Source organism: Tenacibaculum sp. MAR_2010_89 (assembly GCF_900105985.1).
GTDB lineage: Bacteria > Bacteroidota > Bacteroidia > Flavobacteriales > Flavobacteriaceae > Polaribacter > Polaribacter halocynthiae.
This window is the reverse complement of record NZ_FNUB01000004.1, coordinates 165,951-185,492: the sequence shown is the minus strand read 5'-3', so window position 1 is coordinate 185,492 and position 19,542 is coordinate 165,951. Positions and strand designations below refer to the sequence as shown.

Here is a 19,542-nt window from a genome sequence, read left to right as displayed (position 1 = left end):
TTCAAAGATCTTGGTTATAAGGAGAGAAATTGTAGTACCATTATTATTGGTTGAATGATTTTTTATGGGCTTTATATGTAGTTAACAATTTAATAATGTTTAATGTTTTTCTAAAATAGATAAACAATATGTATATTTGCATACATTAAACATTTACACATGAAGAAGTTTTTAGTATTTATTGCAATTTTTCAATTAGTTATTATTCAGGCTCAAGACTTAGGTGTTATAAAGGGTAAAGTAATAGATTCTAAAACGAGAGAGTTAATTCCTTTTGTAAATGTTGTAATAGCTGGAACTCAAAAAGGAGGAACAACAAACGAATCTGGAGAGTTTATTATAAAAGAATCACCGTTGGGGTATCAACAAGTTCAGGTTTCATTTGTTGGTTACAAAACAGTAGTTTCTGAAGATTATTTAGTTACCAAAGAGAAAATACCATACATAGTTATTGAATTGATTGAAGACGCTACACAGTTGGCTGAGGTAGAAGTTAAAACTAAGTTATTTAAAAAAACATTAGAAAGTCCACTATCATTACAATCATTAGGGGTAGCAGAAATTGAAAAAAATCCTGGAGGAAATAGAGATGTGTTACGAGTAATACAATCTTTTCCAGGTGTAGCTTCTAATCCAGGATTTAGAAATGATATAATAATTAGAGGTGGAGCAACTTCTGAAAACAAATTTTATGTTGATGGAATAGAAGTTCCCGTTATAAATCACTTTCAAACTCAAGGAGCAACTGGTGGTCCAGTTGGTATAATGAATACTGATTTAATAAGGAAGGTAGATTTTTATTCAAGTGCATTTCCTGCTAACAGAGGGAATACGTTAAGTTCTATTATTGAATTTACACAAAAAACAGGAAATCCAAATGAGTTAAATGCAAGAGCAAGTTTAGGTACTTCAGATGCAGGAATTACGTTAGACGGCCCTTTAGGAGAAAATACAACGTTTATAGTTTCATTGCGTCAATCATATTTACAGTTTTTATTCAAATTGATTAAACTTCCGTTTTTACCAACCTATAATGACTTTCAATTTAATATAAAAACTAAGCTAAATGATAATAGTGAGTTAGCTATAATAGGTTTAGGAGCAATTGATGATTTTAAAATAAACACAGAGGTAAACGATGGTGTTACAGATGTTGAAACGTTAAAAAGAAATAAAGTTATTTTAAATACTGTTCCAGTAAATAGTCAATGGAATTATACGGTTGGTGTTAATTATAAAAGATTTGGTGAAAATTCAACACAACAATTTGTATTCAGTAGAAATGAATGGAAAAATAAAGCAGTCAAGTATTTTTTAAATGACGAACAAGAAAGACCAGAAAATCTATTATTAGATTATAATTCTAAAGAAATAGAAAATAAGTTTCGTTTCGAAAATACGGTAAAGAAAGATAACTATTCTTTTAATATAGGAGCGAATTTAGAGTTAGCGAATTATTCGAACAATACATTTCAAAAAATAGTAAACACACAAAATGTTGCAGAAAAAAAATTCTCATCAAGTGTTGATTTCTTCAAATATGGAATTTTTGGCCAGTTTTCTAAATCTTTTTATAATAATAAACTTGGAATTTCTCTTGGTTTTAGATTTGATGGTATAGATTATAATTCTGAAATGAAAAATTTACTGAATCAATTTTCACCAAGAATAGCTGCAACGTATAACTTTAATGAAAAATGGTCATGGAACTCTTCTTTAGGTATTTATAATCAATTACCATCCTACACGGTACTAGGTTTTAGGAATCAAGCGAATGAATTAGTAAATAAAAGAGGGTTAAAATATATTGAATCTCAACATGCAGTAACTGGTATTGAGTTTAGGCCAAATACAACTTCAAAATTAACCTTTGAAGGTTTTTATAAGAGGTACTCAGATTACCCTTTCTCGGTTAGAGACCAAATAAGTTTAGCCAATCTTGGAGCAGATTTTGGAGTAGTTGGTAACGAAGAAGTAGTTTCTAACTCTAAAGGTAGAGCTTACGGATTTGAAATTTTAGCTCAAAAAAAATCATATAAAGGACTATATGGTATCGCTGCTTATACTTTTGTAAGGAGTGAGTTTAAAAATAATTTAGGAAGATATATTCCGTCAACTTGGGATAATAAACATTTATTAACGATTACTGCAGGAAAGAAGTTGGCTAAGAATTGGGAAGTAGGAACCAAGTTTAGGTTAGTTGGGGGAAGACCATATACTCCTTATGATTATAATACATCAGCTGTTAAAGCGAATTATGATGTTAGTAATGGAGGTATTTTAGATTTTTCACGTTTAAATGAAGAGCGTTATGCTACTTATACACAGTTAGATATTCGTGTTGATAAGACTTGGTATTTAAAAAGATATTCTATCAATTTATACATGGATGTACAAAATGTATATGCTAGTTCTTCAGACAGACAACCTTTTTTGCTACCTCAGGAAGATGGAAATGGTCAGCGATTAACAGATCCAAGTGATTCTTCAAGATACTTATTAGAAGAAGTAGAAAGTTCATCAGGAAGAGCTATTCCAAGAATAGGTGTTATTGTAGATTTTTAATTTTTAAATATATTATTGTTTTAATTATTACAGTTCTTTTTAGAAAAACATTAAATTGCCAAACAAACCAACTAAAAAGAATTTTTTAAAATGAAAAAATTATTAATTGGAGCTTCTTTTTGCTTGCTAGCTATTAGCTCTATTACAGCTCAAAAGTATCAATTCACAACAGTGAAAGATATTGAAAATACAGAAGTAAAAAGTCAAGGTAGAACTGGAACTTGTTGGAGTTTTTCTACTACTTCATTTTTAGAATCAGAAATTATAAGATTAACAGGTAAGCAAATCGATTTATCTGAAATGTATACTGTTCGTAATACCTATTCAGCAAAAGCAGTTAATTATCTATATCGTCAGGGTAAGGCTCAATTTAGTGAGGGAGGTTTAGCTCATGATGTTATTAATTCGGTTGCAGATAAAGGATTAGTGCCTGAACAAACATTTACAGGTTTAGATTTAGGACAAGATAAGCATAACCATGCAGAGTTAATTGCTGTGCTTAAAAGTATGTTAGATGCATATATTAAAAATCCAGCAAGAAAATTAAGTCCTAGGTGGAAGCAAGCTGTTGAAGGAGTTTTAAATGTTTACTTAGGAAAAAATAAGGAAGAATTTTCTTTTGAAGGGAAAAATTATACTCCTAAAACGTTTGCAGAGTATGTAAAAATAGATCCAGCAAATTATGTTACTTTGAGTTCTTTTGAACATGCTAAAAAATATGATAAATTTATATTAAATATTCCTGATAACTTTTCAAATGGAGCGTTTTATAATGTCTCTTTAAATGAATTAGTGTCTGTAACTGAAGAAGCTATCAAAAATGGTTATACGGTTGCTTTAGATTGTGATGTTTCTGAAAAAACATTTTCGTCTAAAGCGGGTGTTGCTGTTGTACCAGCTATAAGTGGAGAGAATAAAAAGGCATTGAAAGAAATAGTTGAGGAAAAAAATATAACAGCTTCATATCGTCAGTCTGAGTTTGAAAATTTTAATACTACAGACGATCACTTAATGCATATTGTAGGTATTGTAAAAGATCAAAAAGGAAATTCCTATTTTAAAGTTAAAAACTCTTGGGGAAATAAACAAGGAAATCAAGGGTATGTATATATGTCAATCTCTTATTTTAAATTGAAAACAATTTCAGTTTTATTACATAAAGATGGAATTTCATCTAGTTTGAAAAATAAATTAAATATAAAATAAATTCTTATTTATTTTAATAGTAAACGCACCTTAAAATCTATGGTTTTTAAGGTGCGTTTTGTTTTTAAGTTGCTAATTAATAAGTTTAGATTTAAGATTTTTTATGGTGGATTTCACATAACTTCCAATTTATTAAATGAGCTAAAGCAATTGCAGATGCACCAGTGACCATTAATACTGTTTCTAGTTGTTCATTTGCCCATATTTGACAAATAAAAATAATTGTGAATCCAGTAATAGCTGTAATTAATGGTGTTTTTTTCTTATGAAGCTTAGTAAACCCTTGTGATAAAGATAGTATTGCAATAAATAAGCTAACTAGTACTATTAGGCCTTCTACAATCGGTGATTCCATAAATGCTAAACCACTAAATGGGGCTAAAGTTAATAATATTGGAAGTATTCCACAATGAATAGCACACAGTAATGATATTAAAAATCCGATAAGATCTATTTTCTTTGATATGGTCATTGGTGTTGAATTTGATTGTTAATTAAATGAAAGGCAAATGTAATAAAAAAACATTAACGCAACTTAGTTGCGTTAATGTTTTTTTATTACATTTATGAAGTCATGTGAAGGACATGAGAATTAGAAAGCAAGTAACGATGAATGCTATGGTATATCATTGAATTTTGTATCTTTCGACAGTTAACAAAAATTAAAAATTTATGGAAGAAAAACTGAATAGTGAAGAGTCAGTTGAGCAATCAAAACAAGCGGTTCAGGATGATGCAAAAGGATTGTGGGTGAGTTCGAAGAAATTTATTGTTGAATTATTAGATTTTCGTCATGATACAGATCAAGAAGCTACTATTGAAGCCATAAAAGGAGATATTCCTTTTAAGGGAGCTACAGCTTGGATTTTAATATGTTCCATATTTGTTGCGTCAATTGGATTAAATGCAAATTCAACAGCTGTAGTAATTGGAGCCATGTTAATATCTCCGTTAATGGGACCAATATTAGGAATTGGAATGTCAATTGCTATTAATGATATTGATACTCTTAAAAAATCAATGATAAACTTAGCAACTATGATTGTTCTAAGTTTATTAACAGCATTTTTGTTTTTTGCTATTTTTCCCTTAAAAGAAGAAACTTCTGAATTGTTAGGAAGAGTAAAACCTGATATACGTGATGTGTTAATAGCATTTTTTGGTGGATTAGCATTAATTATTGCACGTACAAAAAAAGGAACAATAGCTTCAGTAATATTTGGTGTAGCAATTGCTACAGCATTAATGCCACCTTTATGTACAGCTGGTTGGGGATTGGCTACAGGAAAATACCATTTCTTTTTAGGGGCTATGTATCTCTTTACTATCAATACTATTTTTATAGCCTTAGCAACTTTTGTTGTTTTAAAGCTTCTTGGGTTTACAATGATACGTTATGTGAATTCTGTAAAAAGAAAAAGAATAGCTAGATTAGCATCTTTTATAGCAGTTTTAGTAATGATACCTGCGGTTTTTACATTCATTAATGTATACCAAGACAGTATTATAAATGCAAATTATAAAAAGTTTTTAAAAGAGAAAATTGATGATAATAAGGATTTATGGTTACAGCGTGAAGATATAGATAGAGACGCAAAAACTATCAGTTTATTTTTTAATGGTGATATAACAGATGCAACGGAAACTTTTTTAAGAAATGAATTAAAAACATATCCCAAAATTGATTCCTACTTGCTTTTAATAAATGAAAACAAAGCTCGAAGTGTAGATAGAGTAGTGGATGCTTATGACAGAGCTATTGCAGACTTAGATGAAAAGGATAATGTGATAAAAGGATTGCATAAAGAAATAGACGATCTTAAGTCAATAATTTCTAATTTAAATCAAAGAATAGAACAAGATGCGACTAATAGGGATAAAAATACAGTTCCATTTAGTTCTATTATAAAAGAAGCTAAGATTAGGTATAATGGAATTACAGGAATGAGTTTTTCAAAGAAACTTGTGTCAAAAGATTTTATTAAGATAGATACAATTCCTGAAATATCAATTTCATGGAATAAAAAATTAGCAGATTCAATAGTTACTAAAAAAGAAAAAGAACTTAAAGGATGGTTACAAAAAGAGTTATCAATTAAGAATCTTATAATTAAAAAATAGAAAAAATAAACTTTATTATGAAAGGGAAGAAATGAATGTTTCTTCCCTTTTTTATTAATTAAAAAATATTTACTACAAATTTTGTAGTGAGATACATAATTTGTAGTTTTGAAAAATATGAAAACACCGAAACCAGGAAAATCAGTAAGAGGCTCAAAGTCAGGAAAACCAATTATGGCACTTTTTGATTTATTAGGAAGGAATTGGACAATGGGTATTATTTGGCATTTAAATGATTCGTCAAAATCATTTAGTGATTTAGAGAAGTTATGTACCGATATTTCTCCTACAACTTTAAATACAAGGTTGAAAGAATTGCAAAGCACATTTATTATAGAAAAAATAGTAGGAGGTTACAAATTAACTACTATTGGGGAAGAGTTGTTTGTTTTGTTTGAGCCTCTAAGAGAGTGGTCAAATCAATGGTCAAAAAAATTTAAATAACAAAAGAACATGTTTATAATTAATTTCAATTTTATAAAACCTTTAGAAGAGGTTAACAAATATACTGAATTACACAGGGCTTATGTGGCTAAGCAGTATGAAAAAGAAAAGTTTATAATTGGAGGGCCAAAAACTCCACGTAATGGAGGGGTTGTAGTATCAAATGAGTGCTCAAAAGAAGAGCTTGTAATGATTTTAGAAAATGATCCATTAATATTAGAAAGAGTAGCCGAATACGATTTAATTGAGTTTTCACCATTAATGAGTAGCCAGAATTTAAATTCATTTATAAAGTAAAAAACCGAGCTAAATGCTCGGTTTTCATTTTTGATTACTTTGTTAGAGTATTCGTAGTAAGCTAGAGTTTATTTTTGGTTAATAACTCTAAATGTTGTTCTTCGGTTTGAAGCATGTTCTCTTTCTGTACAAGAAACACCATCAGAACATCTATTGGTTAATCTATTTTCGCCATAACCATTTGCTGTTAATTGACTAGGATTAGTTCCTTTAGCTATAAGGTAATTAACTACTGCTTGTGCTCTTCTTTCAGATAATGATTGATTACTCTTTTTTGTACCTCTAGAATCTGTGTGTGATTCAATAGCTACAGCAACACCATCTTTTAAAATAGGTAGTAATCTTGCATCAATAATAAGTTTAGCTCCTGAAGTTAAAGTAGCACTACCTAAGTTCCAGTTTATTGGTAAAGGAGTGTTTTCAACTAATTTACATTCTACTTCTTTCCATGATGTTAATCCACCTTTTGAAACTAAAACTTCTTTAGTGATAGTTTTGTATTTAGCAGCTACTTGTACTTCTTCTTCCCAAGCATCTTTAACTAAAACAGTTTTCTTAATTGTTTTATAAATTGCATCACCTTTAATTAATCTTGTAGATGGGGCAGAAGTCATTACAGTTTTTCTCATTGTAGTTGTTACTTCTGGTATTTCAATTGTATTTGTTGTAGTAACAGCTGGTATACTTCTTTTTACAGTAGTTGTAACTTCAGGTATTTTAATTGTTCTTGTGGTTGGAGGAGTAGTCATTACTCTCTTTTTAATTATTTTAGTAACCGCAGGAATTTCAATTGTTGTTGTGCTAGGAGGAGTAGTCATTACTCTTTTCTTAATAATTTTTGTTTTAGCTGGTATTTCAATTACTCTTGTTGTTTCTGGAGTAATAACAGTTCTTTTAATAATTTGAGTAACTTCAGGAATTTCAATTGTTCTCGTAGAAGGTGGAGTTACCATTACTCTTTTTTTGATGATTTTTGTAACTGCTGGAATTTCAATAGTTCTTGTAGAAGGTGGAGTTACCATTACTCTTTTCTTTACTATTTTAGTAACTGCAGGAATATCAATAGTTCTAGTACTAGGCGGTGTGGTAACTACTCTTTTAGAATAAGTTGCTACTCCACATCCATTAGGTCCTGCATTATTATCGTTACAAGTAGGTGTTTTAACGGTAGATGCATCTTTTTCTAATACAGTTTTGCTTATTGTTTGATATTGAGCAGGTACTTCTTTATAACACCAGTAACGACAATCATTAGGGTCTGAAGATTCACAATCTGGAGCTTTTTCACTCATTTGCCATCTGGCAGATTTTGCTCTTAGCTCTATAACTTCACTATCTTGATTAAAGGCAGCAGGAATAACTCTTAATTTAGATCCGTATTCTCTTCTCTGATATTTTAGAATTTCTGATCCGTAAACAGCAGGAATAACTTCTAAACGTTTAGAAGCTTCTTTTATAGTAACTACTACGTCTCTCATTTCGTATTTAGCAGGAACGATTTCTACTCGTTTTCCGGCTTCTTTTACAGTAACAACAACGTCACGCATTTCATATTTAGCAGGAACAACTTCTAAGCGTTTTGATGCTTCTTTTACAACAATGGTTTCTTCTACTATATTAGTTTTTGCGGGTATTTTTACTAAGCGTTGACTAGCCTCTTCAATGGTAACAACTACATCACGCATTTCATATTTAGCAGGAATAATTTTTAATCGCTTGCTAGCTTCTTTAACTGTAACAACTACGTCACGCATTTCATATTTAGCAGGAATTACTTCTAAACGACTAGAAGCTTCTTTGGTAACTACGGTTTCTGAAGCAACAGAAGGTCTAGATAAAGATTTTTCTATACGTTTACTAGCTTCTTTCGTAACAACTGAAAAGTTTTTAGTTTCGTATTTAGCAGGAACAATTGTTAATTTTTGACTTCCAACATTAACTAAAACTCTTTCAGTTATAGTTTTGTATTCTGCAGGGTGCGTAATAATTCTTTTATATGCAGGTGCTATTTCAATAGTAACATCTTCATTTTTCCATACTTCTGGAGTTTTACATCGAACATAGCATTTCCCCGGTTCGGCGTTGGTTGGTAAATCTTGCGAAAAAGCAGATAACCCAAAAGCAAATAAAGCTCCAGATAACAATAATTTTTTCATAATTAATAAAAATTTGTTAATGATTATTTAGTTTCATTTAATATGACACGCCAAGGGGTTAGAGGTCACATAATTACAAATATAACAAATTCTATCAAATGTTAAAGAAATGTTAAAAAACTTTACAATTTATTGAAGTATAAGCTTTTAATTATCCCGTCTGAAAGCCCTATTTTAGGAACAAATATTTTTCTAGCTCCACTCCATTTCATTGCAGAAAGGTAGATTTTTGTAGCAGGAACAATTACATCAGCTCTATCTGGATTAAGACCTAATTCAGAAATTCGTTCTTTATAGGTCATTTTTTTTAAAAACTGATATTGAGCATTAAGATAAATATAAGAAATCGGTTTTCCTTGCTCTCTTCCAGACATTTTGAATATTTTATTAATATTACCTCCAGAACCTATTAAAGTAATTCTTTTGTAGTTTTTTGTGTTTTCTTCGATCCAGTATTGAACCTTTTTAAAGATAATTTTATTGTCAGATTTTTTATTGTTTATTAATCTAACTGTACCTATTTTAAAAGATTTAGAGTTAACTATTTTACCTCTTGAGAATAAGGTAAATTCAGTACTACCTCCACCTACATCAACATATAAATAAGTACTGTCTGATTCAATTAATTGATTTAAGTCAGTAGAAGATATTATAGCCGCTTCTTTTTTACCATCAATGATGTCAATTTCAACATCAGTTTCTTTTAAAACCATTTTAGCAACATCTTTACCGTTTGTTGCTTCTCGCATGGCAGAAGTAGCACAAGCTTTATATTTTTCAACACCATGAACTTTCATAATAAGCTTAAAAGCTTTCATGGCATCTACAATTCTATTAGTATTTTCGGTTGAAATGGTTCCAGATACAAAAGCATCAGCTCCTAAACGTATTGGAACACGAACCAAAGATGATTTTTTAAATTGAGGATCTTTATCATTCTCTTCAATTACATTGGCAACTAGTAGTCTTACGGCATTTGAGCCTATATCAATAGCTCCGTATTTTGTTATTTTCAAAATCAGTAAGTTTTATCTATGATTTTTAGGAAACTCTGCTAATATAGTATTCCCTTTTTTTATGTTTTTCCAGTGCTTTTCATTGAATTCAATTCCTATAACACCGCAAGTAGCTACATGTGCAATAGGTTTACTTCCGAATTTATTTACAAAAGTATTTATACCATGATCATGACTAAATATAATGGCGCTATTAAAACTATCATCTAAAGCTTTCACAGTTTTTACTAAATAACCATCACTAAAACTATAAAGCTGACGTTTTATTTGCAAGTTAGATAATGGATAACTAAAGTTTTCACAAAAAATAACAGCTGTGTGTAACGCCCTGTTAGCACTACTTGAAACAAAAACATCTGGCTTTTGTATTTCTTTGGCTAAATATTTCGATAGCAAATGTGCATCATTAATACCACGTTCTTTTAGTGGTCTGTCAATATCTTTAACGCTATCATACTTCCATGAAGATTTAGCGTGACGAACGATGTAAATTGTCTTCATTTAATTTTTTAAACAATATGTAAATATAAAACTATGGAGCTAAACGTTCAAGTTTCCAAGAAAAATCTTTTTGTAAAGAATATCTAATTCTGTCATGCATCCTGTTAGGACGACCTTGCCAAAATTCAATAGAAATAGGTTTAACAATAAAACCACCCCAATGTTTTGGCCTTGGAATTTCTTGATTTTTAAATTTTGCTTCATAAGAAGTTAAGTTATTGTCTAACTCTTTCCTAGAAGTAACTACTTCACTTTGGTTTGATGCCCAAGCACCTAATTTACTACCATCTGGCCTAGATTCAAAATAGCCATCAGATAAATTAGAAGCTAACTTATTAGCAGTACCTTTTATTATTATCTGCTGTTCTAAACCTGACCAAAAAAAAGACAAGCAAACATGATTGTTATTTATAATAGCTTTCCCTTTTTCAGAATTATAATTAGTATAAAAGATAAAGCCTTCCCAAGTATATTTTTTTAACAAAACAATTCTACTTTTTGGAAAACCATCTTGCCCTATAGATGAAATAGTCATAGCGTTTGCTTCATCAACCATTTCAGAGTTATCTGCTGTTAAAAACCAATTTCTAAAAAGTTCAATTGGGTTTTCAGGACAATTTATTTCAAGGAGTTCTTGTTTTTCGTAAGACTTTCTATGATTACTTAAATCGTGTGCCATTGTTAGCTTTAATTGTTGGAGTAAAGGTACAATTTTTAGCAAGATTTGTAAACTTGATAGCAAGAAATGTTAAATGAATAATGAAGGGTCAAGTCTATTTTTGCAGAGTTACAATTCATCATAAAAAAAATACAGTTGAGTAGCTCTTTTTAGAAAAGGATATAAATCAATTGCATTTTTGAACCGTGAAAATCAATTAATAATAGCAATATATAAAATGAAACAAGTTTTAATAATTATAGTTTTTGTGTTAGTACATTTATCAATGAATGCACAAACAGTTATTTCAGGTAAAGTAACTGACACAAAAGGTGAACCTATTTTAGGAGCGAATATATATTTAGAAGGAACCTATGATGGTACTTCGTCAGATGAAAATGGAGAGTTTAAATTTAGAACTTCAGAAAAAGGCGTAAAGAAATTATTAGTATCATTTATCTCTTTTGAATCTTTTTCAAAAATAGGAGATGTATCTTCATTTAAAAATTTGCATATAAAATTAAAAGATGATGTTAATACATTAGATGCTGTATCCATCAATGCAGGAACTTTTGAAGCAGGTGATAATGCAAAAGTAACAGCATTAAAGCCATTAGATGTAGTTACTACTGCTAGTGCTTTGGGTGATTTTGTAGGTGCTATTCAAACATTACCTGGTACTTCAACAGTAGATGAAGATGGACGTTTGTTTGTTAGAGGTGGAGATGCTGGGGAAACACAAATTTTTGTTGATGGTATTCGAGTGTTTACACCTTATGCGCCATCAGCAAGAAATATACCTACTAGGGGAAGATTTTCTCCATTTTTGTTTAAAGGATTTTCTTTTTCAACTGGTGGATATTCTGCTGAGTATGGACAAGCTTTATCTAGTGTTTTGACAATGAGTACTATTGATGAGCCTACTCAAGAAAAAACAGATATATCTATTATGACAGTTGGAGGAGGTATAGGAAATACTCAAATATGGGGTAAGAATTCATTAAGTATAAACGCATCTTATATAAATTTAGCACCGTATCAAAAATTGTTTCCAGACAGAAATACATGGAATAAACCAGTGCAAGCAGCAAGTGGAGAAATGGTGTATCGTTATAAACCTAATGAAGATGGAATATTGAAGTTATATGGAGCTTTTAGTTACACTGATTTCGATATGATTCAGGAAGATATTAATTATGTTGATGGATTTCATTTTGGACTTAGAAATAGAAATTTATATTTTAATGGTTCTTATAAAGAAAGGTTAGATAATAATTGGAAAATTTCTGGAGGATTCAGTTTTACTAATGATTTTTCAAATTTAGGAATACTAGATGATGTTGTAAAAGATGAAGAAAACTCTATTCATGCTAAAATAAAACTACAAAAAAAAGTATCAAATAGATTTAAATTAAATTTCGGAGCTGAATATTTATTTACACACTTTAATGAAAATTATATAGGAAATAACACAGGGAACTATAAGTATAAATTTAAAAATGATATAGCTAGTGTTTTTGCAGAAACTGATATTTTCTTTTCAAAAAAATTAGCCTCGAAAATTGGTGTTCGTTTTGAGAATTCTGAGTTTTTAAATCAATTTACTGTTTCACCTAGAGTTTCATTAGCATACAAAACAGGTAAGGATGCTCAAGTTTCACTTGCCTATGGACAATTTTATCAAAATCCTAATAATGATTATTTAAAGTTTTCTGATAATTTAAAAGCTCAAGAAGCTTCGCATCTTATTGCAAATTATCAATATGTTAAGGATAAGAAAATATTTAGAATTGAAGGTTATTATAAAGAGTATGATAATTTAGTGAAATATGATACACAAATAGCATTACCAATGTCTAAATTTAATAATGAAGGAAGTGGATACGCTAAAGGAATAGATGTGTTTTGGAGAGATGGGAAAACCATAAAAAATACAGAGTATTGGGTGTCATACTCATATTTAGATACGGAAAGAGATTATAAAAACTATCCTACAAAGGCTACTCCAGGTTTTGCTTCTTCACATAACATGTCTATTGTAGCTAAGCATTTTGTAAAAGATTGGAAAAGTCAATTAGGCTTGAGTTACAATTTTGCTTCTGGAAGAAACTACACTAACCCAAATAAAAGTGGCTTTTTAAATGATAAAACAATTAACTATAATTCAGTAAGTTTTAATTGGGCATATTTAATTAGCCAGCAAAAAATAGTATACTTTTCTGTAAATAACGTTTTAGGTACTCAAAACATATTTGGCTATAATTATAAAAATACGCCTAATGTAAATGGAGTTTTTGATAGACAGGCTATTATTCCTTCGGTAGATAGGTTTTTCTTCGTCGGTTTCTTCTGGACAATAAGTGATAATAAGAAAGATAACCAGTTAAATAATCTATAATCTTACAATTCAGTCATATAATATAACAACTCAGTTTGTTTTTTAATGATATGAATAAGTTACTATAGATATTTGAATAGAAATTAAGAACTAAAACTAATTAATCATGCAAAAAACAGTAATAATCATAGTAATTTTCTTAAGTGGAATACTAACCTCATTAGCACAAGAGAAATATACCATAACAGTTGAGTTTACGGGAATGAAATCTAATAAAGGAAGTTTGTTTGTTGCTTTGTATAATAAAGAAGCTAATTTTTTAAAAAGACCTTACAAAAGAAAAATAGGGGAAATTAAAAACAAAAAAGCGAAAGTTGTTTTTGAAGGGGTTTTACCAGGAGTTTATGCAATTTCATCATTTCATGATGAGAATGATAATAAAAAAATGGATACCAGAATATTTGGAATTCCAAAAGAACCAACAGGAACTTCAAATAACGCAAAAGGTTTTATGGGGCCGCCTAAATATAAGGATGCAAAATTCGAAGTTAAAGAAAATAGTATTATTCAAATTAAAATTAATTAAAACCACAGATATAAAAATGAAAAAAGTTATAGCAATAGTAGCAGTTTTATTTTCAATGAATATGATAGCTCAAAGTCAGTATGAAAAAGGAATGGGAAAAGCTTTTGAGTTATGGGAAGCTAAAAAAAATACTGAAGCATCTCAATTATTTGAACGAATTTCAAAAGTAGAAAAAGAAAATTGGTTACCTCCTTTTTATGTTGCTACTATAGAAATATTGGGGAGTTTTGGGTTAAAGGACGAAGCAAAATTAGAAGCAAAATTAAAAAAAGCACAAGAGTTTTTAGATGAAGCAAAATCTTTATCAGAAAAGAATCCAGAAATTATGATAACACAAGCTTTATTAAATACAGCTTATATAGCTTTTGATGGACAAAAATATGGGATGACATTATCAATGAAGAATACAAATTTATATGCTGAGGCAGAAAAATTAGCGCCTAATAATCCTAGAGTAATTTTAGGAAAAGCTGAATGGAATATGGGAAGCGCACAGTTTTTTGGAACATCGATTGAGCCATATTGTAAAGACGTAGAAAAATCACTTACACTATTTAAAACGGATAATCCAGAAAAATTTCATCCACGATGGGGAGAAAAAAGAGCCAAACAAGTAATGAAAAAGTGTAAAGTAAAATAAAAAAAAGAGGCGGGATAGCCTCTTTTTTGTTTTATAACATTTTAGTTACTATTTCTTTCATCATTTTAGCAGCTAAAAAAGCAGTCATGTTTTTTAAATCTTGTTTTGGGTTGTATTCTACAATATCAGCACCAATGATTTCTGTATCTATGCTTTGAATTAAATTTATAACCTGTCTTGAAGTCAATCCTCCAGGTTCATGATGAGAAACACCAGGAGCGTAAGCAGGGTCAAATCCGTCCATATCTAAAGAAATATATAAGGGATTTTTAAACTCAGGAATAGATGCTAAGTCTAAATCTTTCATTTGATGAATTTCTACGTTATATTTTTCTGCTTGTTCAGCTTGATGTGGATTTAAGGTTCTGATTCCAACCTGTACCAGTCTGTTAACAAGTCCGTGTTCCATAATTCTAGCAAAAGGCGAAGCATGAGAATATAAATCACCTTCATAATTATCGTATAAGTCACAGTGGGCGTCTATATGTAGTATATCAAATTTAGGATACTTTTTACTATGCGCTTTGATAATAGGAAAAGTTATAGAGTGATCTCCTCCTAGGGTAAAAATTTTAGCACCAGTATCTATATGCTCTTTTGTTATTTTTTCAATGTCAAAATATTCTTTAATTTCAAAATCTCCCGCATCATTTATAGCTGGGTTTTCAATTGAAATTAAGTTTTCAGAATACATATTAGCGGAGCCACAGTTTAAAGCGTCTCTTATTAAAGAAGGAGCAAGACTTGGTCCTCTTAAGTAGGAGGATTTTTCATCGTACTTAATTCCTTGAATAGTTATTTTACTCATTGTTAGTTAGATGTTAGGGGTGATTTATACTTGAAACACCAATTTAGGTAAAAATTAGATGAAAAAAAAAGCACCTGAAAATAAAAAATAGATTCAGGTACTTTTATGTTTTTTAAATTTTATTTAAAGTGTTAGCCTTTTTATATCAAGTTTAAGTAAATGTTGGTTGTAATGAAAATCAATAATATTAATATAAAAGAAATCTTTTGATTTAAAAATCCCTAATATATTATACCTCCAAGGAAGTATATTAGTAAACTCTTTCCAAGTATTACTGTTTATATCTAAAATCGATAATCGATTATTTTGATTATTATGATAATTTGGCGAATCATCAAAAAAATAAAATGTATTATTTTCAAAGTGAGACAAGAAATGATAACTTAAAAAGTCTTTAGGAATTTTAATATTACTTTTGTTTATGTTATTTCCTTTTAAAGAATGAAAATAAGACGATTTATAATAAATGTCTTTTTTATAAAAAGATTCTCCTTTTTTATGAAATAAATGACCAATAGTAAAATCTTCATTTCTAGGTTTGTCAGACCATGTATTATTTTTTAAATCATATTCATACATTATTAAATGAGGAACCCTATAAAAATCAGAGCTAACAAAAACTAATTTTTCATCTGAATAATAAAAAGGAATAGATTTATTAATCCCTTTAAAGTCAGATAAAGAAGTAATACTAGAATTTTTTATGTCAATTTTAAAAAAATTACCATCATCCCTTTCGTATTTTAAATAAATAAAGCCATTTTGAGTGTTTAAGTGACTAAAAGAAATATTATAAGGTAATTTAATTTCTTTTTTATCATAAAAATTATGAGTTATGTCATTAAATTTATAAACTATGAATTTATAGTTATTATTATTGAAGCCAAAAACATTAGTTGTTCCATTAATTTTAAGGCTTCCAGTTATTTGAAAATCTTTTAGAAAAGTTTCACTATTTACTCTTATAGCTGAGTTTTTTATTTGAACAGATTCAATATTAGATTCTAAGTTATCAGCTACGATTACTTTAACACTCGGAGTCCAGTTATTGTAAACTCCTTCAGGAACCCTTACATATAATTTATTATTGTTCTCTATTGAGTTAATATAAGCTTCATTACCATCAAAGTATACTTTATTATTTTCTTTTATAGGGTTGAAATTTTCACCTGTTATTAATAAAGATTCCCTAATAATAGCTTTATTAACTATAGGGTTAATAATTACATTCTTTAAAGTAATATTTTTATTATAGAGTGTTTCTTGTAAATTACTAATAACTTTAATAGATAGATTTCTTTCCTTTAAATTATCAGGAATTTTAATTTTAATCTGAGTAGGGGTTTTATTAGTAATTACTGTCTCTATACCGTTAATGAAAACTTTAATAATTCCTGGGTACGAAGAAGAAAAGTTTTTACCTGTTATAGTAATTTCTTCTCTAAAAGTTGTTTTCTCAGGGGAAACATTATTAATAATAGGAGGAAGAAGTTCAAATTTTAAATCAGTAGTTAGTTTTTTTCCTAAGTAGTTAATTGAAATTGAAGCTTTTTTGTTGCCTTCATAATAAGGTACATAACAGGATATGATATTATTTTTTATTTCTTTTATATACGCAGCTTTGTTATTAAAAAAAATAGTTAAATCACCTGATGGAATGTTAGAAATATCTGAAGCAGTTTTAATCTGTATTTCATTTCCAAAATTTCCTTTACTTGGATTTAAACTTATAAATTTCGTTAGTATACTACCTGTAGATATAAATTCTTTTTGTAGCCCTAAATAAAGTGAGTCTTTTGTTTTTATAAAGGCTCTATAATAATATTTCCTATCTAGATATAAACCTTTCTTGATTTCTATATGATTATTACCTTTTACAGGTTTGTTTAGTAGATAGTTTCTATGAGTTTTATTATCAGTTAATATAAAACCTACTTCATGATCGGGGCTGAAGTTTTCAAAATTAGCATATAGAATAACTCCACCATCAGTTTTGTTTATGCTTTGCTTTGTAACTACAGATGGAGCTACAAAAATATCTTCATCAGAAGAACATGATATAAAAAAAAAGATTAAAATAAATATATATATGTGAGATGCGATTATTTTTTTCATAGCTTAAAAATAGTTGTTGTTTAATTTATGGGTGTAATATCCTGAACCATGCTTATAGCTATACTTATATATATAGTTGTCATGAACAAAAAGCCCAGATGTAACACCATAATCTTTGAAATTGTTATGAGTAGCCCATTTATCAGAGTTGATGTCATAGCTGTACAAATAATCTAAAAACACAAACACCTTATTACCTTTAACAACGGGATGTATTGTTGAAGAACCACCTTTTAAAAAAGGAAGTGATCCTCTTTTAGTTATTTTATTAGTACTTGTGTCATACACCCAAAAATCTGAATGGTAACCATCCTGACCAGCTCCAAAAAATAACTTATTGCCTACACTAAAGCTTATAGGATTTCTTTTAGCTTTATTCATAGAGGTGATTTCAGCAAAATCAATTGCTTTTATCCATGTGTTTTGAGTAAAAGAGTATTTCCAAATATCACCAAAATATTTAACAGGATGATGAGTGAAACTTCCAAGCCCAAAATATAAATGATCATTAACAACTTCTATTAAAGCATTAAATCTATTTTCTCCTGGGAAATCAGCGAGGGTCTTTGTTGTTTTATTAGAGAAGTTATAAGAATATAATTTATTAATGTTGTTTTCATATTTTAAGAAGACAAAAGTATCTTTATAAAAAGCGATAAATTTAGTATTGATTGAATTAGTTGGTAGCTTATTTCTTTGGTCAATTATAAATTCTTTTTTGATTTCGTCAAATTTTGAGATAAAATATCCTCTACTATTAAAATCGTATACAAGGCCAAATAAAATACCATTATAGGTGTGAGTTTTTATAGTTTCTTGATTGTTAATAAAAATCATTGGTTCATCAATATAAACCTTGGTGTCAAAAGTTGTTTTTTTACCAAGATACTCTATGGAAAAATTTTTAATATAAAAATCTCTAAGAGAAGTGTTTTTTGATATTGAAAGACTTAATTTCTCTTTTGTAGCTTTATCTATTTTAGCATGAGAGTGTGAGTTAAGTTGAACACTAAATGGACGGAAAGAATATCCAATGTTAGGAAAGTTATTTCCTTCAACAATATATTCGGTGTCAAATTTAATGGTTTTAGGACAAGATATGATGTTAGGTATTTTGACCTCGATAAAATTATTAACATCAATTTCTTTTGCTTGGCTGGTAAGTTTAAACCTAGGTTTAAATTCATAATAATGAATTGGTGCTTTAACTTTTAATTCATTTCTTGTACTACTTATTATCTCAAGAAAAGTATAGTTACTATGAAACATCATTCTAACTTTATTAACATTTTTTCTAAGATCAAAATGATCACCTTTAAAAGTTAATATATCAGAACCATGTACATATTTTGGTGATATAGCGTTAACTATAGGTTCATAAAGTTTAAAATCTGCAGAATCTAACTCCCCTGTTTTTTTTTCTAAGGTTATTTTAGAAAATCTTAAACCAGAAGGGTATATAGGAACAATAGCCTTGGTGAGGGAATCACTTTTAATAAGAACAGTAGCTTTTATTTTATCAAATAAAACAGAAAAATTATTTGAGAAATTTTTACCTTTTATAATGATAGTATCACCGAGATGTGCTATTGAAGGTATTACAGATTCAATTACAGGGTTTGTACTTCCTTGCGAAGTAAACCTTTTTTCAAGACCATAAATTTTTCTATTACTTGTATAAGCAAAAGCATTAAAATAGTATTGATACTTTTTGTGTAAATCATTTTTAATTTTTAAACTAAATTCCCCGTTTTTTAAACCACTGATGGTTTTTGTTATTATAGGATAGTTTTGAGTCTGGTTTTTATGTGTAGCAATGACAAATCCATAATCTAATTCAAGCTCAACATTTTCTATTCTACCAGTTAATTCAACACCACCTTCAGGTAATATTTTAGAGGAAAGAGTTTCTACTTTTACATTGTTATTGTTTGGAGGTATTGTTTTTTCAGAAGAACAATTGAAAAACAATAGAGATAGTAATGCAGTTACATACAGTTTATGTAAGTTCATAGTTTTTTTTCTGCAAATATATGAACTGTTTGTAAAGCCTAAAAAAAATATTTATTTTTAATATAATCTATATTTTAG

The 19,542-nt window shown here is 29.0% G+C and carries 16 protein-coding genes; 8 read left to right on the top strand and 8 right to left on the bottom strand.

Translation table 11 applies throughout. From position 1 onward, the window contains the following. The first annotated feature begins 159 nt into the window (after positions 1-159). Both BLV71_RS01660 and BLV71_RS01655 read left to right on the top strand, forming a co-directional pair. Complete coding sequence (locus tag BLV71_RS01660; RefSeq protein ID WP_093868863.1) at positions 160-2,565, top strand: TonB-dependent receptor; 2,406 nt, start codon at positions 160-162, stop codon at positions 2,563-2,565. A 90-nt stretch (positions 2,566-2,655) separates the two neighbouring features. Next, on the top strand, positions 2,656-3,771 hold the full coding sequence (locus tag BLV71_RS01655; RefSeq protein WP_093868862.1) for a C1 family peptidase: 1,116 nt from the start codon (positions 2,656-2,658) through the stop codon (positions 3,769-3,771). A gap of 91 nt (positions 3,772-3,862) precedes the next feature. On the opposite strand, the gene BLV71_RS01650 is transcribed toward BLV71_RS01655, so the two are convergent. Beyond that, the gene (locus BLV71_RS01650) at positions 3,863-4,243 is read right to left on the bottom strand and encodes a MerC domain-containing protein (RefSeq protein WP_093868861.1); all 381 of its coding nucleotides are present in this window, start codon (positions 4,241-4,243) and stop codon (positions 3,863-3,865) included. 200 nt (positions 4,244-4,443) lie between these two features. Between BLV71_RS01650 and BLV71_RS01645 the strand changes: the two genes are divergently transcribed. The 3 genes from BLV71_RS01645 to BLV71_RS01635 all read left to right on the top strand — a co-directional run bounded on the left by BLV71_RS01645 (position 4,444) and on the right by BLV71_RS01635 (position 6,633). Next, positions 4,444-5,892 carry a DUF389 domain-containing protein gene (locus BLV71_RS01645; protein WP_093868860.1) on the top strand — a complete coding sequence of 483 codons (1,449 nt, stop codon included), beginning with the start codon at positions 4,444-4,446 and terminating at the stop codon, positions 5,890-5,892. Between the two features lie 117 nt (positions 5,893-6,009). After that, a complete protein-coding gene (locus BLV71_RS01640) occupies positions 6,010-6,336 on the top strand; it encodes a winged helix-turn-helix transcriptional regulator (RefSeq protein ID WP_093868859.1) in 327 nt (108 codons plus the stop codon). A 9-nt stretch (positions 6,337-6,345) separates the two neighbouring features. Next, a complete protein-coding gene (locus BLV71_RS01635; RefSeq protein WP_093868858.1) occupies positions 6,346-6,633 on the top strand; it encodes a YciI family protein in 288 nt (95 codons plus the stop codon). 68 nt (positions 6,634-6,701) lie between these two features. On the opposite strand, the gene BLV71_RS18965 is transcribed toward BLV71_RS01635, so the two are convergent. From BLV71_RS18965 to pdxH, 4 genes are all read right to left on the bottom strand, one after another. After that, positions 6,702-8,789 carry an OmpA family protein gene (locus BLV71_RS18965; protein ID WP_093868857.1) on the bottom strand — a complete coding sequence of 696 codons (2,088 nt, stop codon included), beginning with the start codon at positions 8,787-8,789 and terminating at the stop codon, positions 6,702-6,704. A 122-nt stretch (positions 8,790-8,911) separates the two neighbouring features. Further along, complete coding sequence (locus BLV71_RS01625; RefSeq protein ID WP_093868856.1) at positions 8,912-9,808, bottom strand: Ppx/GppA phosphatase family protein; 897 nt, start codon at positions 9,806-9,808, stop codon at positions 8,912-8,914. Between the two features lie 9 nt (positions 9,809-9,817). Then, a complete protein-coding gene (locus BLV71_RS01620) occupies positions 9,818-10,306 on the bottom strand; it encodes a SixA phosphatase family protein (protein ID WP_093868855.1) in 489 nt (162 codons plus the stop codon). A gap of 31 nt (positions 10,307-10,337) precedes the next feature. After that, positions 10,338-10,985, bottom strand: a complete 648-nt coding sequence (gene pdxH / locus BLV71_RS01615; RefSeq protein ID WP_093868854.1) for a pyridoxamine 5'-phosphate oxidase — start codon at positions 10,983-10,985, stop codon at positions 10,338-10,340. Between the two features lie 217 nt (positions 10,986-11,202). On the opposite strand from pdxH, the gene BLV71_RS01610 reads away from it, so the two are divergent. The 3 genes from BLV71_RS01610 to BLV71_RS01600 all read left to right on the top strand — a co-directional run bounded on the left by BLV71_RS01610 (position 11,203) and on the right by BLV71_RS01600 (position 14,528). Next, on the top strand, positions 11,203-13,362 hold the full coding sequence (locus BLV71_RS01610) for a TonB-dependent receptor (protein ID WP_093869214.1): 2,160 nt from the start codon (positions 11,203-11,205) through the stop codon (positions 13,360-13,362). 106 nt (positions 13,363-13,468) lie between these two features. Next, positions 13,469-13,888: a DUF2141 domain-containing protein gene (locus BLV71_RS01605; protein ID WP_093868853.1), complete on the top strand. Its 420-nt coding sequence runs from the start codon at positions 13,469-13,471 to the stop codon at positions 13,886-13,888. A 16-nt stretch (positions 13,889-13,904) separates the two neighbouring features. Next, complete coding sequence (locus BLV71_RS01600) at positions 13,905-14,528, top strand: hypothetical protein (RefSeq protein WP_093869213.1); 624 nt, start codon at positions 13,905-13,907, stop codon at positions 14,526-14,528. A gap of 31 nt (positions 14,529-14,559) precedes the next feature. On the opposite strand, the gene speB is transcribed toward BLV71_RS01600, so the two are convergent. From speB to BLV71_RS01585, 3 genes are all read right to left on the bottom strand, one after another. Next, positions 14,560-15,336 carry an agmatinase gene (speB, locus tag BLV71_RS01595; protein ID WP_093868852.1) on the bottom strand — a complete coding sequence of 259 codons (777 nt, stop codon included), beginning with the start codon at positions 15,334-15,336 and terminating at the stop codon, positions 14,560-14,562. Between the two features lie 123 nt (positions 15,337-15,459). Beyond that, complete coding sequence (locus BLV71_RS01590; RefSeq protein ID WP_093868851.1) at positions 15,460-17,451, bottom strand: IPT/TIG domain-containing protein; 1,992 nt, start codon at positions 17,449-17,451, stop codon at positions 15,460-15,462. Between the two features lie 3 nt (positions 17,452-17,454). Next, positions 17,455-19,464: an IPT/TIG domain-containing protein gene (locus tag BLV71_RS01585; protein WP_093868850.1), complete on the bottom strand. Its 2,010-nt coding sequence runs from the start codon at positions 19,462-19,464 to the stop codon at positions 17,455-17,457. Between the last annotated feature and the right edge of the window lie 78 nt (positions 19,465-19,542).

Excerpts from the sequence above, each read along its gene's own strand:
- BLV71_RS01590 (WP_093868851.1), bottom strand. The coding sequence starts at position 17,451 with ATGAAAAAAATAATCGCATCTCACATATATATATTTATTTTAATCTTT.
- BLV71_RS01655 (WP_093868862.1), top strand. The coding sequence starts at position 2,656 with ATGAAAAAATTATTAATTGGAGCTTCTTTTTGCTTGCTAGCTATTAGC.
- BLV71_RS01635 (WP_093868858.1), top strand. The coding sequence starts at position 6,346 with ATGTTTATAATTAATTTCAATTTTATAAAACCTTTAGAAGAGGTTAAC.
- BLV71_RS01610 (WP_093869214.1), top strand. The coding sequence starts at position 11,203 with ATGAAACAAGTTTTAATAATTATAGTTTTTGTGTTAGTACATTTATCA.
- BLV71_RS01640 (WP_093868859.1), top strand. The coding sequence starts at position 6,010 with ATGAAAACACCGAAACCAGGAAAATCAGTAAGAGGCTCAAAGTCAGGA.
- BLV71_RS01650 (WP_093868861.1), bottom strand. The coding sequence starts at position 4,243 with ATGACCATATCAAAGAAAATAGATCTTATCGGATTTTTAATATCATTA.
- pdxH (WP_093868854.1), bottom strand. The coding sequence starts at position 10,985 with ATGGCACACGATTTAAGTAATCATAGAAAGTCTTACGAAAAACAAGAA.
- BLV71_RS01605 (WP_093868853.1), top strand. The coding sequence starts at position 13,469 with ATGCAAAAAACAGTAATAATCATAGTAATTTTCTTAAGTGGAATACTA.
- speB (WP_093868852.1), bottom strand. The coding sequence starts at position 15,336 with ATGAGTAAAATAACTATTCAAGGAATTAAGTACGATGAAAAATCCTCC.
- BLV71_RS18965 (WP_093868857.1), bottom strand. The coding sequence starts at position 8,789 with ATGAAAAAATTATTGTTATCTGGAGCTTTATTTGCTTTTGGGTTATCT.
- BLV71_RS01600 (WP_093869213.1), top strand. The coding sequence starts at position 13,905 with ATGAAAAAAGTTATAGCAATAGTAGCAGTTTTATTTTCAATGAATATG.
- BLV71_RS01585 (WP_093868850.1), bottom strand. The coding sequence starts at position 19,464 with ATGAACTTACATAAACTGTATGTAACTGCATTACTATCTCTATTGTTT.
- BLV71_RS01660 (WP_093868863.1), top strand. The coding sequence starts at position 160 with ATGAAGAAGTTTTTAGTATTTATTGCAATTTTTCAATTAGTTATTATT.
- BLV71_RS01620 (WP_093868855.1), bottom strand. The coding sequence starts at position 10,306 with ATGAAGACAATTTACATCGTTCGTCACGCTAAATCTTCATGGAAGTAT.
- BLV71_RS01645 (WP_093868860.1), top strand. The coding sequence starts at position 4,444 with ATGGAAGAAAAACTGAATAGTGAAGAGTCAGTTGAGCAATCAAAACAA.